This window comes from Neptunicella marina (assembly GCF_014270035.1).
GTDB classification, from domain to species: Bacteria; Pseudomonadota; Gammaproteobacteria; order Enterobacterales; family Alteromonadaceae; genus Neptunicella; species Neptunicella marina.
In genome coordinates this window covers 40,956-57,054 of sequence record NZ_JACNEP010000005.1, presented here as the reverse complement: position 1 = coordinate 57,054, position 16,099 = coordinate 40,956, and the positions used below count along the sequence as shown (strand labels likewise).

Sequence of the window (16,099 nt, the reverse complement as noted above, 5' to 3'; positions counted from 1 at the left end):
GGTGGCTTTTTATGTTCTGACTAAAACAGTTTCAATACATAATCATTAATCAATTAGATGCCAAGATTACGGGTCATATTCTCATTACGATCCGCATGCACAATAACGTCATCTTCAATACGAATACCGCCAAATGGACGCAGAGCGTCAATACTATCCCAGTTAATATACTTGGAATCCGGCGTGGCTTTTAAATCGGCCAGTAAGCTATCAATAATATAAAAACCTGGCTCGATGGTTAAGACATGTCTGGCGTCAATTTTACGGGTGTTACGTAAAAACGGATGGGCATCCGGTGCTGGTTTAGGTGTTCCACGATCGTCATCAATCAAGCCACCCATATCATGCACTTGCAGACCCAGATGGTGTCCAACACCATGCGGGAAGAAAGTCGACGTAATGCCTTTTTCCAGAATATCCGCCGCGTGTAAATTGACTATGCCTGAGTATTGCAACAATTCAGCGATTTTTTGGTGCGTAGCTAAGTGAATATCCACATAGTCCACACCCGGTTTAATCATATCGATAAGGTCCAGGGTGATTTTATCCACCGCAGAAATTAAATCAGCGAATTGACCCTGCTGAGTGGTGTAGGTACGGGTAATATCCGCCGCGTAGCCATGGAAGTGCGCACCTGCATCAATTAAAAAGGTGCGGGATTGTGACGGAGCTTCTTTTTCCAGTGCGGTGTAGTGCAATATTGCACTGTTTTCGTTGAGTGCGACAATAGAGCCATAGGGTAACTCGTTATCACCCAGACGAGTGGCACAGCAGTATGCCAGATGAATATCAAACTCACTTAAACCCTGCTCGAAAGCTGACTTGGCCGCGATATGTCCGGCAGCAGCTATCTTATTGGCTTCGCGCATACAGGCCAGTTCATAGTCAGTTTTAAAGGTTCGGTGGTAATGCAGGTAATGCATCACTCTGTCAGGATTAACCAGCTCAAAACCCAACGCCTGTGCTACTTCCAGATATTCGCCAATATAAGCGTATTTGGCTTTGTCAAAAGGCAAATGTTTTTCTACTGCGCGCGCATTGGTTAATAAGGTGATATCAAAGTACTGCGTCCAGAAAGCGTTAGGTTCGGGTGGTACCTTATGCCAGAAATCTTTAGGGCGATAAAAAATCAGTTTAGGTTTATCAACACCATTTACAATCAACCAGCAATTAGGGTTATCAATGATCGGTACCCAGGCTTTAAACTGAGGATTTACACTAAAAGCATAATCCATGTCATCCAGAAACTTACGTTTGGCTTGTCCTGAGTGAATCACCAATCCGTCGATACCCTCACGTTCCAATGCTTCGCGGGTTCGTTTTTGCAGTTCCTGTAAATGCTGAGCATATAAATGCACATAGTCTGACATGTTGCATCCTCTTAATATTAATGTGATTTTTAACGGCGCTACCCTACCACAGGCGCTTACCGCTACAAAGTCGATTGGCGGGGGGAAATCTGCATTTTAGCGAGATCAGTAAATAAATTCCGATCATCACCGAGTAAACGCAGGTATATTTGTTTGTAAGCCATGACGGCTTTTACATAGTTGCGGGTTTCTTTATAAGGGATGGTTTCCACCCATACATCGGCGGGTATGCTTTGATCTTCCGGTAACCAGTCTTTCACGCGTCGCCATCCGGCGTTATAGGCAGCAGTTGCCAGCACCTGGTTATTACCCAGTTTATCCATCAGATAACGCATATACTGTGTGCCATAAGACACATTGGTATCAGGATCAAATAAGGTGGAAGAACTGATTTTCTTTTTCGCCAGATAACGCGCAGTGCCCGGCATTAACTGCATTAATCCACGCGCACCCACTGAGGAGTTTGCATCAGACATAAAGGAACTCTCGCGACGGGCAATGGCAAATGCCCAGGCCGGGTCAACATTGTGATCTTCCGCGGTGGTAACCATTTGATCCTTAAAGGCCAGTGGGAAGCGGCGTTTCACATCATCTAAATAACCTACGCGTGAGAAAGTAAATATCGCCTGATCATGCCAGCCCCAACTATCGGCAATCACGGCTGCCATCAAGTTTTGCTCGTGACTTAATGTTGATTGCAGATATATCCATTCACGTCTTGCATCAACGGTACGTTTTAGTGCCAGAAATTCACGTGCTCGCACTGCCGCGGTTTTATTGGCAACCTGTGATAACTGCTGTGCATCGTACATCAGCGGTGCATCTGATAGCGACGGTTTCGAGCGCAATTTACCACTGGCCAAAAAGCCGTAGTAGTGACGTTTGTTCGCCAGTTCAAAGAATTTTTGGTGTGCTTGCTCACTGGCATCCAGCTCTTCCAGTCCGCGACCTTGCCAGTAGTGGTAGCTGTAATCGCTGATCAGTTTTGTCGGTGCAGCATTGATAATATCCAGTACACGTTGCCAGTTTTTCTGGCGTAACAAATAGGCTAAATGCCAGCGCAGGATTTCTTCATTATTAAAATGTTTGTCGGCAAGCTCTAACCATTCACCGGCTTTTTCGTGATTGGCTAAGGCTAAGCTGATAGCAAACTTTTCGGTAATATGCTGTTTTTGTTCGTCACTAAACGCAAACTTATCAGCCAGTTTTTGCCAGCTTGCCAAAGCTAAATCTCTGTCGTGCCAGATCAGCCTGCCTAATCCGTAACTAAGAATTTCCGCCTCTTTTTTCGGGAAAGTTCCTGGAAACATAGAAGGGCGGCTAACATAACTGGGTGAACGACGCACCTTTAACCATAAATCTCCCAGATACTGCTCTTTTTTCGGCAGTAGCTTTTTAAGGTACGGCAGTAAGGTGTGATTACCACCATCACCCGCCAGTATCATACGCTGCCACACTGCCTCATGAGTTAAACGTCCGGCTTTACGCCACACCGCTAAAACCGGGTCGCAGGCTGAAGGCAACGATTGACCGGTTAACCATAAATCATCAATTTCATCGAGTATTTGTTTGGATTGCTTTTGATCTTCTAAGCGATATTTGAGCTCTGTGCAGCGCAGGGCGGTATCACCTAAATCCCGGTAAAAGTGCAAAAACAGCGCTTTTTGATTTTTGTTTTTTAAGTAGGTGAGCCATTTTTTGCGTAATGGTGCATCCAAAGGGGTGTCTTCATATTTATCCAAAAAACGTGCAATACGCTTTTGATTGGATAGATAGGGGTAATTTATCAGGGTTTTTTGTTCGACATAGGGAAGCAGGGGATAATCAGCCAGTTTCTTTACCAGCATTTTATATTCACTGCTGCCGGGAGACGCTGCGATTAATTCAGCCCGTTCAAACCATTCACGTTGTTGTGACAGTGTATCTGCATAACTTGCCTGTGAGAGAATCCATAAAGCTATGCATAAAACGACTCTAAAGCACATTTGATTCACCACGTTGCCCTGAAAATGATCTGTTGCCCCTGCCAAAATAGGATCTCAACCTTAATTGATTTGCATTGTATGTCAACACAACCTGAGTAAAGCTAAGCATTTGCTTGCTTAAATAGCGAGCATGTAAATGTAATTTAAAAATTCAAACACCTATTCCAAACAATTGTTTGAATTTTGTTGAAATTTACCTGTCTATCATCAAGAATTGAACATCCTACATAAATGTCCTCGGAGATAATAATGCTATACCAAGGCCAAAAACTATCTGCCACCCTACTTGAAGACGGTATTGCCGAAATACTGTTTGATGCAGATGGTTCGGTAAATAAGTTTGACCGTCAGACGGTCAGTGAAATGTCGCAGATGTGTGAACAATTATCTGCTAACAGTGAAATCAAAGGTGCGATTGTACGTTCCACCAAACCGGTATTTATTGTTGGTGCAGACATCACAGAATTTGGTGAATTATTTGCGCTACCGGATGATGAAATCGTTGCCTGGATAGCCAAAACCTCTCATGCATTTGACCAGGTTGAAGACTTGCCTTTCCCAACCGTTGTAGCGATTGATGGTTTTGCCTTAGGCGGCGGTTGTGAATTAACCCTTGCCTGTGATTTACGGGTTGCCGGGCCTAATGCACAAATTGGTTTGCCTGAAGTGAAATTAGGCTTAATGCCTGGCTTTGGTGGCACGGTTCGTTTACCACGTCTTATTGGTGCAGATAATGCCATGGAGTGGATGAGCCTTGGCAATAATCACGATGGACAAGCTGCCCTGGCGGTTGGTGCTGTTGATGCTGTGGTGTCATCGGAAAAACTAATCGATGCAGCACTTAGCATGGTTAAAGATGCTATTGCCGGTAAAATTAACTGGCAGGCACGCCGCGCTCAAAAGCAAGCGCCGCTTAAGCTAAATAAAAATGAATCTGCCATGTGTTTTGCGACTGCCAAAGCTATGGTCGCGGCCAAAGCCGGTAAACATTACCCCGCACCGCATTTAATGGTGGATACCATTGCACAGGCTTCGACCATGGATCGTGCCGGTGCACTGGCGTTGGAAAATAAAAACTTTGTTGTGTTAGCCAAAACCGATGCTGCCAAAGCGCAAATCGGTATTTTCATGGCAGATCAACTGGTTAAGAGCAAAGGTAAGAAACAGGCTAAAACCGCCTCTAAAGCAATTAATCAGGCTGCGGTGTTAGGTGCTGGCATCATGGGCGGTGGTATTGCTTATCAGTCTGCGGTGAAAGGCACGCCAACTGTGATGAAAGATATTAATCAGGCGGCACTCGATTTAGGGTTAAAAGAAGCATCTGGCATTCTGCAAAAAGGCATGGCACGCGGTAAAGTGTCGCCTGCCAAAATGGCGTCTACCTTAACCAGCATAGTGCCAACGCTGGAATACAGTGCCATTGAACAAGCCGCCATTGTGGTAGAAGCGGTTGTTGAAAATCCAAAAGTGAAACAATCGGTTCTGGCTGAAGTGGAACAGCATGTCGCTGACGATGCGATTATTTGTTCTAACACCTCAACGATCTCTATCGACTTACTGGCTGAAAGCCTGAAAAAACCACAGCGTTTCTGTGGTATGCATTTCTTTAATCCGGTGCATCGCATGCCGCTGGTGGAAATTATTCGTGGTGAAAAAACCTCGGATGATACCATTGCCGCTGTCGTAGCTTACAGTCTGAAAATGGGTAAAACCCCTATCGTGGTAAATGATTGCCCGGGCTTTTTAGTTAACCGTGTATTGTTCCCGTACTTTGCTGGCTTTAGCCAGTTAGTATTGGATGGGGCAGATTTCACTGCCGTCGATAAAGTGATGGAAAAACAATTTGGCTGGCCAATGGGCCCAGCCTATTTGCTGGATGTGGTTGGTTTGGATACAGCTGATCATGCTGCCGGTGTGATGGCGGATGGTTTCCCCGAGCGTATGCAGAAAATCGACAAAGATCCGGTGGCTTTGCTGTATCAGGCCAATCGTTTAGGTCAGAAAAATGGTGGTGGTTTCTACAACTACTCAACCGACAAACGTGGCCGCCCACAAAAAGATGCGGCACCAGAAGCCTATGCACTCATCGAAAACACTTCCGCAGATTTTGATGCAGAAACCATTATTGCCCGCCTGATGATCCCCATGGCAAACGAAGCTGTGCGCTGTCTGGAAGAAGGCATTGTTGCCAGTGCCGCGGAAGCCGATATGGCCTTGTTGTATGGTCTGGGATTCCCGCCATTCAGAGGCGGTATTTTCCGTTATATGGATACCTTAGGTTTGGCTAAGTTTGTTGAACTTGCCGACAGCTTTGCCCATTTAGGCTCGCTCTATCAGGTTACTGATGGATTGCGCGAAAAAGCCAAAAATGGCGAAACGTATCTGGGTCAATAATAGGGAGTAACGGAAATGAGTAATATGAAAGACGTAGTTGTAGTTGATTGTATTCGTACCCCTATGGGGCGATCTAAAGGTGGCGTTTTCCGTCACGTGCGTGCGGAAGATTTATCCGCTCACCTGATGAGCAGCTTATTAGCGCGTAACCCGTCGGTAAATCCAGCTGAAATTGAAGATATTATCTGGGGTTGTGTGCAGCAAACCCGGGAACAAGGGTTTAACGTTGCACGTAATGCTCAATTGCTAACTGACATTCCACGTTCAGTCGCTGCCGTAACGGTAAACCGCTTATGTGGTTCATCGATGCAAGCGCTGCATGATGCAGCGCGTGGCATTATGACCGGGCAGGGTGATATTTATATGATAGGTGGCGTGGAACATATGGGTCACGTGCCGATGGATTATAATCTGGATTTTCATCCGGGATTAGCAAAGTACACCGCCAAAGCCTCTGGTAGTATGGGCATGACGGCAGAGTTACTGGGTCGTCAAAATGGTATCACACGTGAAATGCAGGATGCGTTTGCGGCACGTTCTCACCAGCGTGCGCATCAGGCCACATTAGATGGACGCTGGAAAGAGATTGCACCGATTTTAGGGCATGATCAGGATGGCGTGTTGACTCTGGTTGAAGAAGATGAAGTGATTCGCCCCGATTGTACCGCGGAAAGTTTATCCGGATTACGTCCGGTGTTCGATCCGGTAAATGGAACGGTAACCGCAGGAACCGCCTCGGCCATTTCTGATGGTGCATCCGGTATGTTGCTGATGTCAGCCGAAAAAGCTAAAGCACTTGGTTTAACCCCGCGTGCTAAAATCCGTTCGATGGGGGTGGCTGGTTGTGATGCTGCCATTATGGGTTATGGTCCTGTTCCGGCTACCCAAAAAGCCTTGAAAATGGCAGGTCTGAGTATGGATGATATTGAGATTGCCGAGTTTAACGAAGCTTTCGCCGCTCAGGCATTATCCTGTATCAAAGTACTGGGTTGGATGGACAGTTACGATGAAAAAGTTAACTTAAATGGTGGCGCGATTGCATTAGGTCATCCGTTGGGATGCTCAGGTGCCCGTATTTCTACAACCTTGATCAATTTAATGGAATCTCAGGACAAAACTCTTGGTCTGGCGACTATGTGTATTGGGCTGGGGCAAGGGATTGCTACTATTTTTGAACGTGTTTAAACAAGTTCATCATACATAAAAAAACAGCGACAATTTGTCGCTGTTTTTTTATTGCTCCGGCGGAGGGAACGAGCCGCCTTTGCGATTAATTATTTTGCGTAGCTTTTCGCAAAACGAGAAATAGATTGACCGTTGCAGTAAATGTCACGGATTTTCCATTGCGCTAAACCTAAAGATGCAATACCACTTTTAGCTGCTTGTGCGCATAGCTGAGACTCAACATTGCTATCTGCTGCAACAATTTTTACTGCTGCAAAACGCGCTGGTTGCTGGGTTTTGGCACTGTATTTCTTGGCAAACTTAGCGATGCTTACACCATTACATAAAGTGCTGTGGTCGAAATTTGCAGAATGCTTTTTAGCCGCATCCAAACCTTGTTCTGCTGCAATAACACACATGTTGCTATATTCGCTGTTATCAGTTGCTATGAATGAATAGTTATTTTCAGTTGCCACGCTGTTTACAGAAACTAGCAGAGCGGATAGTGCGATTAGTGAAGTTTTCATATTGGCCTCTAAAACAAAATGACTGTGGGTGTTTGTTAAGTTGAGTGAATTATAGATCGACTGGTTTAAAAAACAACCAAAAACTGTAATTAAATTACATAAATTTGCTAATTTTGTTGGATTTAACCGCTTTTTAATAGTTTATTTACAATTAAATTGTAATTTAACTACAAAAATACATGATTTATTGATAATAAATTACAAAAGTGACATTTTTATATCAGAGGTATCCGGGGATTTTTTGAGGGCGCAGGTATCAAGTTGATTGGTGGAGCATAAAAAGCCGCCGTTTGGCGGCTTTTTCACGGGATAAATCAGGCTGGTTTTTTAGTGGTGATCCATTTATCGATCTGGGCTTCCAGTACATTTAATGGCAATGCGCCATTTTTTAGTACCTGATCATGATATTCACGGATATCAAATTGATCACCCAGTGCCTGTTTGGCTTTTTTGCGCAGCTCCAGAATTTTCAGCATACCAATTTTGTAGGCGGTAGCCTGGCCTGGCATAACGATATGGCGTTCTACCATTTTTACAGCGTCGCCTTCAGGGTTGGGTGTATTCTGCACGTAATAATCAAGACCCTGTTCACGAGTCCAGTGTTTGTAATGAATGCCGGTATCAACCACTAAACGGCAGGCGCGCCATAGCTCCATCGCTAAACGACCAAAGTCATCATAGGGATCATCGTATAAGCCCATTTCTTTAGGGGTAAATTCACTATATAAGCCCCAGCCCTCTATATAGGCACTGTAATGACCAAATTTACGGAATTTGGGAATACCGGTTAGTTCCTGTGCAATGGCAATTTGCATATGGTGCCCGGGAATACCTTCGTGATAAGCCAGTGCTTTCATCTGATAGGTTGGCATTTCCGCCATATTGTATAAGTTCGCATAATAAGTACCCGGGCGAGAACCATCCGGCGCTGGTTGGTTATAAAAGGCCTTACCAGCTGATTTTTCGCGGAAAGGTTCAACGCGTTTCACAATCATGTCGGCTTTGGGCTTGGTGATAAATAATTCGTCCAGTCGACTTTTGATCACATCAACCAGTTCTTTGGCCTGAGTTAAATATTGTTCGCGACCCGCATCGGTGTTAGGCAGGTAAAATTGCTCATCTTCACGCATATAGGTGAAAAAGTCCTGCAGGCTGCCATCAAATCCAACCTGTTGCATAATGCCGCGCATTTCATCATGGATGCGGGCAACTTCATCCAGACCAATCTGGTGAACCTGTTCAGGCGTTAAGTCGGTTGAGGTGTAATATTTAATGCGGTTTGCGTAAAAGGCGTCACCGTTAGGGAATTTCCACACACCATCGTCAGTGGTGGCTTGTTGCTTTAACCCGGTCAAATAAGCAATTAACTTGTTGTAACCTGGCACAAGGTGCTGTTCGATCGCTTGCTTGGCGTCGTGAATTAACTGCTGTTTTTTGTCATCTTCAACATCATCCAGTGCTTCTACCTTACGCACAAAATCATCAATGATGGTGCTGTCACTACTAATGTTTTGTGCATCGCGGATCACATGATCAAAAACAAATTTGGGGGGGACTATGCCCATATCCTGGCGCGTTTTTAAATTACTGATCAATTGATCGAGCAAGGCTTCGACTTTAACTAAGCGTGCGGTGTAGGCCATGGCATCTGATTCACCATGAATGGGGTGAACGTTGATCAAAAAGGATGGTATGTTGGATTGCAGCCCAAACATTTGATTGACCGGATAATTATGGAAGCGCCAGCTGAAATCGGCGATTTCACGGGTGAGCTGCTCCTGCATCAGGTCGTAACTTAACCTGGTTTGTTCATTCAGCGCAGCGTAATTAATGTCGCTTTTTAATGCCGCGAGCTCTTTTTGCTTGATGTCCCGGCCTTGCTGGGCGAATTCATCAGTGATGTCATCCCACTTATCATTATTTTTTTGAATGCCCATGTAGGCCTGATATTCAGGTGAACGCTCGATGTTTTCATCAAAAATACGGTCAAAAAAGGCGTTGGCTTTGGCACTTTCTGCGGCAATCTGTTCTGGTGTGTACTGGACTTTTTGTGCGCTGGTTTCTGGCTTTTGCTGAGCGGGCGAACAACTAAACAGCGCAATACTGGCTGCAGCAAGCAGCGTAAGTTTGATCGTTTTCACGTAGGGTTTCCTTGTTGTTTGTTATTTTTTGCGATTTTTTTACATACTAAACCATCTTGGCAGAGGTGGCAGCATCAGTGATAGCATAAGTCGTATATTCGATTAGTGAGGAAAAAATTATGGCAATGACAGCGTCTACTATGCTGCAACTCGGCACTAAAGCACCGGAATTTAGTTTAGTTTCAACCGAAGGTACAAGGGTGAGTTTGCAACAATTTGTCGGTGCTAAGGGGTTAGTCGTCGCTTTTATCTGTAACCATTGCCCTTATGTTATTCATATTGCCGATAAATTTGCTGAGGTGGCCAAACAGTACCAACAACAAGGTATCGCATTTGTGGCAATTAATAGTAACGATATCGAGCAGTATCCGGCAGATAACATGCAAAATATGCAGTTAGAAAAACAACAGCGTGGTTACAGCTTTGATTATTTGCTGGATGATACTCAGCAAGTGGCACATGCTTATTCTGCTGCTTGTACGCCAGATTTATATCTGTTTGATGAGAACCAACAGCTGGTCTATCGCGGTCAGTTTGATGATTCGCGCCCGCACCGGATTTCTTCAGGTAATTATGATTCATCAAAAAACCAGGCTACAGGCGCGGATTTAATCGCCGCCATGGATGCGTTACTTAATGGTCAATCACAGCCAGAAATACAAAAGGCCTCCATGGGCTGCAACATTAAATGGAAACCGGGTAACGAACCTGCGTATTTCAGTTAGAGCGTGTTGATCTTTGCTGTATATTTTTGCAACGAGTTGCGCAGTATTTAAACCATGAAGCACGAATGTGGTGTAGTTGTTCTACATAAATGAGTGCTGAAGCCGTAGAAATGCTGCGCAAACGTTGCCCGAAGGGTTCGTCCTAAACACATTTTACTCATTGTTGCTTATTTTTGACTTAATCCATTAGGCCTGCAAATAAGCGTCGCGATTAAAAAGTGTTTAGTTAGAACAAAATTCATACCGCAAAGATCAAGACGCTCTTGTTAAAGGCGCGCTAGCGGTTAACCGGATTCGCCAGAATATCCTGCACCAAATAACGGTAATCCTGAATTGCAGTAAAATCGGTAATCTCTCGTACCGGTTGCTGGCTATCAGGATTACTGACTGCCAGCAAATGGCCAATACCAAATTGCTGTGCGGCTTTTAAAATCGGCAGGCTGTCATCCACAAACAGAGTGCGGTTAGCATCAAAGTTAAGCCGCTGTTGAACCTGTTGCCATAAAGACTGCGATTCTTTGCTAACACCAAATTCATGGGTGCTGATCATATGATTAATATGCTGATCGAGCTGAGTGCGCTCTACCTTTAAAGACAAACTATCCGGATGGGCATTGGTAAGCAAAACCACTTCGCGTCCTGATTCATGTAAAGCTTGTAAAAACGGAATAGTATCGTCGCGTAAGCTTATTAAATGCAGAATTTCTCGCTTAGCTGAGACGATGTCGAGCTTTAGCAATTGTTGCCAGTAATCCAGACAATACCAATCAAGCGTTCCGGCAACTTTCGCAAATTCGATGTCCAGTTCCGCACGTGCTTGTTGCAAACTTAGCTTGTTTAACTCGGCATATTTTTGCGGTATCACTTCCATCCAGAAATGGTTGTCAAAATGCAAATCGAGCAAGGTGCCATCCATATCAAGTAAAACGGTATCAATTTGGTTCCAACTGAGCATAGGCTTTTGAATTTAGAAAAGTTATAGTTAAGCGGCAAAGCCATTCTAACGTGTCAGGGTAATGAGTAAAACAAGCGGTAACAAAACACTTCCTATCATTCATCAGCGTGCTGAAGTTGCCCGTTCTAAAATTTTCCGTATCGAGAGTCTCGATCTCGAATTCACTAACGGTGCTACCCGCCAATATGAACGTATGGCCGGCAGCGGTCGTGGTGCCGTGATGATGGTGCCATTTGCCGATGACAATCATATTTTGCTGGTACGTGAATATGCGGCAGGTACCCATTCTTATGAACTCGGTTTTCCCAAAGGTTTGATAGACCCTGGTGAAACTCCCGAGCATGCAGCCAATCGGGAATTACAGGAAGAAGTCGGTTATGCCTCTGATAACCTGACCTTTTTACACAAGGTGCAAATGGCCCCCACTTTTTTTAATTCATCCATGCACATTTTTATCGCGCAGGATTTATTCCCTCAACAGCTCGAAGGCGATGAGCCTGAACCGCTGGAAGTTGTCAGCTGGCCGGTTGAACAACTAGACTTATTATTATCGCAACCTGATTTTACCGAAGCACGCAGCGTAGCAGCTCTATTACTTGTTGAGCGCTGGTTAAGGAGTAAATAATGCCAGACGAAGAACGAGAACGCCTTCTCGATATCGCCAAACAAGCCGCGTTGGAAGCCGGCAAAACCGTGTGGGACATTTACGACAGCGGTGAATACGAAAGTTACGAAAAAGCTGATGAATCGCCTGTCACCACTGCAGACTACAAAGCCCACGACATTATTAAAGCTTATTTATCCAAACATACCCCTGCCATCCCGATTATGTCGGAAGAGCAAACCAATGCCCCCTTAAGTGAACGCAAAAAGTGGCAACAATACTGGTTAATTGATCCTATTGATGGCACTCAGGAGTTCGTCGCACGCAGTGGCGACTTCGCCGTGAATATCGCTTTGATAGAAGACAATCAACCGGCAATTGGCGTAATTTACTGGCCAGCGGGTGATGCTTTGTATTACGCCAGTAAAAATGGTGGTGCATTTAAACAAAGCCCGGGAGAAACGGGGCCTATCCATGTGCGTAAATTTGATGATCCGTCAACTGATGTGGTGACCATTGCCATTAGTCGCCGACAGTCGCGTGAGCGGGTATTGTCACGTTTAACCGACAAACGGGTATTTAATACCTTGCCACTGGGTAGTTGTTCGTTAAAGGCGTGTTTTATTGCCGAAGGCAAAGCGGATATTTTTATGCGTTTAGGTGTCACAGGAGAGTGGGACACTGGCGCTGCGCAATGTATTGTCAGTGAAGCCGGTGGCAATATAGTGGCGGTGGACTTTAATCCGCTGACCTATAATCAACGCAATATTTTAACTAATCCCAATTTTATAGTGCTGGGTGACCAGCAGGTAAACTGGACCGATATCATTCAATATTACGAGTAAGGACTTATGAGATTATTAACATTATTTAGCGCGTTATGTGTGTGTTCCTCTGCGATGGCCGACTGGAATCTGGATCCGGCTCAATCCTCTTTGCATTTTCTTTCGACTAAAAAAGCGCAAATCACTGAAGTTCACCAGATTAAAACCTTATCGGGTAATTTATCTGATGATGGCATGGCGTTGATTCGTCTGGATCTGTCTTCGGTAGAAACCAATATCGATATTCGTAATCAGCGTATGCAGACGTTTTTGTTTATGATTGACGCCTTTCCTGAGGCTACCGTAACAGCCAATGTCAGACCTGACCTGTTAAAGCTGGCCGCCGGTGAAAGCAAACATGTTACGTTGGATGCCAAACTGGATTTGCATGGTGTAACCCAAAATCTGGACATTCAGGTAGTGGTTACCGGATTAAAAGAGGATGCGATTCAGGTAACTACCGAAACACCTGTGGTGATTAGCGCAGCGCAATATGGCTTAACCGATGGTGTGGCTAAATTACAGTCATTAGCGGGTTTAGACAGCATCACTTTAGCTGTGCCTGTAAGTTTCAGCGTAACTTTCACTAAATAAGCTACTTTATTTCAATTTAAGACGGTCACAATGCAAATTGTGGCCGTTTTTTTTATGTTTGAAAATTCAGCGAATTGATCAGAGTTTTTGATCTGCCCGCTAAATGCGATATAACTGCCTTCAGAATAATAAACACAGTTAATAAAAACTATGCATGCACAACTTGCTTCACCAGTGGTTTTGGTGATCGATGACAGGGAAGACATCCGCCAGTCTTTGCAGTTAATTCTTGAAGATGAAGGTTATCAGGTTAAAACCGTAGAGCACCCACTGGCGGCACAAACACTGGTGCGTCACGCTAAAGTGGATTTGATGTTGCTGGATATGAATTTTGCTTTGGATACCACCTCGGGTCAGGAAGGACTGGCGTTTTTAAACTGGTGTCAGCAAGAGCAAATTTCAGTGCCGGTTGTGGCCATGACGGCCTGGTCGAATACCGAATTAATCGTCAAAGTGATGCAATTAGGCGCCAGGGATTTTGTTGAAAAACCGTGGAATAACAAGCGTTTATTGCAGATTGTTAAACAGCAGTTGGCCTTAAGTGATTTATCTCATCAGAATCAAAAACTGGCACAGCAATTACAACCAACACCTTTAAGTCAGTATCAATGGCAATCGCCGGTGATGCAGCAGTTGTTAACTCAGCTGGACACGGTCGCCGCCACTGACGCTAATATTTTACTCACTGGCGAAAACGGCACAGGTAAAAGTGAATTCGCTCGTTATTTGCATCAGCGCTCAAGTCGTCGCGATGCGCCGTTAGTGCAAGTGAACATGGGCGCCATTAGCGAAAATCTGTTTGAAAGTGAAATGTTTGGTCATGTAAAAGGTGCCTTTACCGATGCCAAACAAGCACGTATTGGCCGGTTTGAACTGGCAGAAAAAGGCACCTTGTTTTTAGATGAGATCGCTAATATTCCATTAAGCCAGCAAGCGAAATTACTGCGGGTACTGGAATCGGGTGAATACGAAGTGCTGGGATCGAGTGTGACTCAGCAAGCGAATGTACGCATTATTAGTGCCACCAATAGCGATTTTTCTGAGCTGATTGCTAATCAGCAATTTCGCGAAGATTTGTATTATCGCTTAAACACCATGGAATTCCGCTTGCCGACACTTGCTGAGCGTGCGGCCGACATCGTACCGCTGGCCGGGTATTTTCTGGCTGAGTTTAGTCATAAATATCACCGTGATTCACAACAACTTTCACCCTCAGCCAATGCCGCGTTAATGCAATACAGCTGGCCGGGTAATATTCGTGAATTGCGGCATGTCATGGAGCGTGCGGTGTTGTTGTGCACCGGGCAGCAAATTGGCAGTGACTTGCTGCATCTTGGCAATGCCGCCAAAAGTAATGGGTTGCCAATGATGACGCTGGAGCAGGCTGAACGGCAGTTAATTAAAATGGCAATGCAACAAAGCGCCAATCAGGTGGCAAAAGCGGCGCATTTGCTCGGTATTACCAAATCATCTTTATATCGACGTCTGGAAAAGTATGAGCTTGCTAGCGGCGAATAGCCTCGAACACTACTGCCGTAACTGGCTGGGGTGTTTTTCGGCCATTATTGCGGTTCTGTCCGCTGCGCTTATCTGGCAAAACAGTCACATATTGTGGCTGGCCATTGCTGTTTTCTGTGCATTGTTTTTGTTGGGGTTATTGCTTAGTAGCAGGATAAGCCATCGAGTTTTGCAAGGCTATCTGCGTATTGGTTTACATCTGGATGCGATTAAAGAGCAGGATTATAACCAGCTGACCAAGGTCTCATTCAAAGCGGGAATTAATGCCGATATCGTGCAGCAGCTTAATCAGCTAAGCCAGCAATTACATCAACAAAAATCCCGTTATGACCAGCATATCTTTTTGATTTATCAGCTCATTTCACAGCTGCAAACTCCAATCTTAGTGTTTAATCAAAAACAACAACTGGTACATGCTAATGAGGCGTTTTATCAGTTGTATGGTCAGCACTGGCAAATTCAGCGATTTGCCACCGCCGAAGCGCTCGGTTTACAGCAATCACCCAACTGGCAATTTAGTGATGCCGACAAAAACCGTCACTGGCAAATTAGCTCCAGTGAATTTATTAACGACGGTAATGCCCATCAGTTGCTGATATTTATTGATATCCGTGCGGCGTTACGCGCAAACCAGATAAGTGCGTGGCGGCAGTTAATTAAAGTGATGTCACACGAAATCAGGAATTCGTTAGCGCCAGTGGCGTCAATGGCCGAGCGTTTAGCTGACAAAACGCAAGCCGAGCGTGATTTAGCGGCGCTAAATTTAATTCAAAACCGCTGTGAGCATTTGCAGCAGTTTGTATCGCGGTTTGCTGCTATGTCGGATGAGCTCAAAATTAACCCGCAATCCTTTGCCTTGATGCCAATGCTGCAGGATATCAAACTGGTGCAACCTGGTTTGAGTTTTGATTTCGACATTCAGCCAGAGCAGCTGTACGCAGATAAAATGCTGGTGGAGCAGTTGCTGATTAACCTGATAAAAAATGCCGCAGAAGCCGGTGCCAACAAGGTAATCATCAAAGCTGAGTTACAGGGCAAACAGCAAGTATTATCGCTAATGGATAACGGGCAGGGCATTGCAAACCCGGAAAACCTGTTTGTACCTTTGTATTCCACCAAACGTGACGGTCAGGGTATTGGCCTTAACTTATGTCGCCAAATTGCTGAAGCGCATGGGGGCACACTCACATTACAAAATCATTCACAACAAGGTGCTGTCGCCACCTTAACCCTGCCTGTCGCCGAATAAGATTGTCCGTTTTCGAAATTATTTAGTCCGATATCGGACTAAATCTCGC

Annotated in this window: 13 protein-coding genes; 8 read left to right on the top strand and 5 right to left on the bottom strand. The window is 44.9% G+C overall.

Translation table 11 applies throughout. From position 1 onward, the window contains the following. Positions 1-53: 53 nt before the first annotated feature. Complete coding sequence (gene pepQ / locus H8B19_RS07595) at positions 54-1,370, bottom strand: Xaa-Pro dipeptidase (RefSeq protein WP_186506210.1); 1,317 nt, start codon at positions 1,368-1,370, stop codon at positions 54-56. A gap of 62 nt (positions 1,371-1,432) precedes the next feature. After that, a complete protein-coding gene (locus tag H8B19_RS07590) occupies positions 1,433-3,355 on the bottom strand; it encodes a lytic transglycosylase domain-containing protein (protein WP_186506209.1) in 1,923 nt (640 codons plus the stop codon). A gap of 249 nt (positions 3,356-3,604) precedes the next feature. On the opposite strand from H8B19_RS07590, the gene fadB reads away from it, so the two are divergent. Next, complete coding sequence (gene fadB, locus H8B19_RS07585; RefSeq protein WP_186506208.1) at positions 3,605-5,749, top strand: fatty acid oxidation complex subunit alpha FadB; 2,145 nt, start codon at positions 3,605-3,607, stop codon at positions 5,747-5,749. A gap of 24 nt (positions 5,750-5,773) precedes the next feature. Continuing rightward, a complete protein-coding gene (gene fadA / locus H8B19_RS07580) occupies positions 5,774-6,934 on the top strand; it encodes an acetyl-CoA C-acyltransferase FadA (protein WP_186506407.1) in 1,161 nt (386 codons plus the stop codon). A gap of 89 nt (positions 6,935-7,023) precedes the next feature. On the opposite strand, the gene H8B19_RS07575 is transcribed toward fadA, so the two are convergent. Then, positions 7,024-7,440 (bottom strand): hypothetical protein, encoded by a 417-nt coding sequence (locus H8B19_RS07575; protein WP_186506207.1) that lies wholly within the window; start codon positions 7,438-7,440, stop codon positions 7,024-7,026. Between the two features lie 314 nt (positions 7,441-7,754). Continuing rightward, on the bottom strand, positions 7,755-9,581 hold the full coding sequence (locus H8B19_RS07570; RefSeq protein WP_338401510.1) for a DUF885 domain-containing protein: 1,827 nt from the start codon (positions 9,579-9,581) through the stop codon (positions 7,755-7,757). A 119-nt stretch (positions 9,582-9,700) separates the two neighbouring features. Here H8B19_RS07570 and H8B19_RS07565 point away from each other — a divergent pair, with 119 nt between their 5' ends. Further along, positions 9,701-10,306 carry a thioredoxin family protein gene (locus tag H8B19_RS07565; protein WP_186506206.1) on the top strand — a complete coding sequence of 202 codons (606 nt, stop codon included), beginning with the start codon at positions 9,701-9,703 and terminating at the stop codon, positions 10,304-10,306. A gap of 277 nt (positions 10,307-10,583) precedes the next feature. On the opposite strand, the gene yrfG is transcribed toward H8B19_RS07565, so the two are convergent. Further along, a complete protein-coding gene (yrfG, locus tag H8B19_RS07560; RefSeq protein WP_186506205.1) occupies positions 10,584-11,261 on the bottom strand; it encodes a GMP/IMP nucleotidase in 678 nt (225 codons plus the stop codon). Positions 11,262-11,322: 61 nt separating this feature from the next. Here yrfG and nudE point away from each other — a divergent pair, with 61 nt between their 5' ends. The 5 genes from nudE (at position 11,323) to H8B19_RS07535 (ending at position 16,050) form a co-directional block, all read left to right on the top strand. Then, positions 11,323-11,886 carry an ADP compounds hydrolase NudE gene (gene nudE, locus H8B19_RS07555; RefSeq protein ID WP_186506204.1) on the top strand — a complete coding sequence of 188 codons (564 nt, stop codon included), beginning with the start codon at positions 11,323-11,325 and terminating at the stop codon, positions 11,884-11,886. Beyond that, positions 11,886-12,710 (top strand): 3'(2'),5'-bisphosphate nucleotidase CysQ, encoded by an 825-nt coding sequence (cysQ, locus tag H8B19_RS07550; RefSeq protein ID WP_186506203.1) that lies wholly within the window; start codon positions 11,886-11,888, stop codon positions 12,708-12,710. Before nudE ends, cysQ begins: the two co-directional genes overlap by 1 nt. 6 nt (positions 12,711-12,716) lie before the next feature. Continuing rightward, positions 12,717-13,283, top strand: coding sequence for a YceI family protein (locus tag H8B19_RS07545; protein WP_186506202.1), 567 nt, complete (start codon positions 12,717-12,719; stop codon positions 13,281-13,283). Between the two features lie 150 nt (positions 13,284-13,433). Further along, a complete protein-coding gene (locus H8B19_RS07540) occupies positions 13,434-14,801 on the top strand; it encodes a sigma-54-dependent transcriptional regulator (protein ID WP_186506201.1) in 1,368 nt (455 codons plus the stop codon). Then, on the top strand, positions 14,779-16,050 hold the full coding sequence (locus H8B19_RS07535) for a sensor histidine kinase (protein WP_186506200.1): 1,272 nt from the start codon (positions 14,779-14,781) through the stop codon (positions 16,048-16,050). Before H8B19_RS07540 ends, H8B19_RS07535 begins: the two co-directional genes overlap by 23 nt. Positions 16,051-16,099 lie beyond the last annotated feature (49 nt).

Coding starts and splice junctions, on each gene's coding strand:
- pepQ (WP_186506210.1), bottom strand. CDS start 1,370: ATGTCAGACTATGTGCATTTATATGCTCAGCATTTACAGGAACTGCAA.
- H8B19_RS07590 (WP_186506209.1), bottom strand. CDS start 3,355: ATGTGCTTTAGAGTCGTTTTATGCATAGCTTTATGGATTCTCTCACAG.
- fadB (WP_186506208.1), top strand. CDS start 3,605: ATGCTATACCAAGGCCAAAAACTATCTGCCACCCTACTTGAAGACGGT.
- fadA (WP_186506407.1), top strand. CDS start 5,774: ATGAAAGACGTAGTTGTAGTTGATTGTATTCGTACCCCTATGGGGCGA.
- H8B19_RS07575 (WP_186506207.1), bottom strand. CDS start 7,440: ATGAAAACTTCACTAATCGCACTATCCGCTCTGCTAGTTTCTGTAAAC.
- H8B19_RS07565 (WP_186506206.1), top strand. CDS start 9,701: ATGGCAATGACAGCGTCTACTATGCTGCAACTCGGCACTAAAGCACCG.
- yrfG (WP_186506205.1), bottom strand. CDS start 11,261: ATGCTCAGTTGGAACCAAATTGATACCGTTTTACTTGATATGGATGGC.
- nudE (WP_186506204.1), top strand. CDS start 11,323: ATGAGTAAAACAAGCGGTAACAAAACACTTCCTATCATTCATCAGCGT.
- cysQ (WP_186506203.1), top strand. CDS start 11,886: ATGCCAGACGAAGAACGAGAACGCCTTCTCGATATCGCCAAACAAGCC.
- H8B19_RS07545 (WP_186506202.1), top strand. CDS start 12,717: ATGAGATTATTAACATTATTTAGCGCGTTATGTGTGTGTTCCTCTGCG.
- H8B19_RS07540 (WP_186506201.1), top strand. CDS start 13,434: ATGCATGCACAACTTGCTTCACCAGTGGTTTTGGTGATCGATGACAGG.
- H8B19_RS07535 (WP_186506200.1), top strand. CDS start 14,779: ATGAGCTTGCTAGCGGCGAATAGCCTCGAACACTACTGCCGTAACTGG.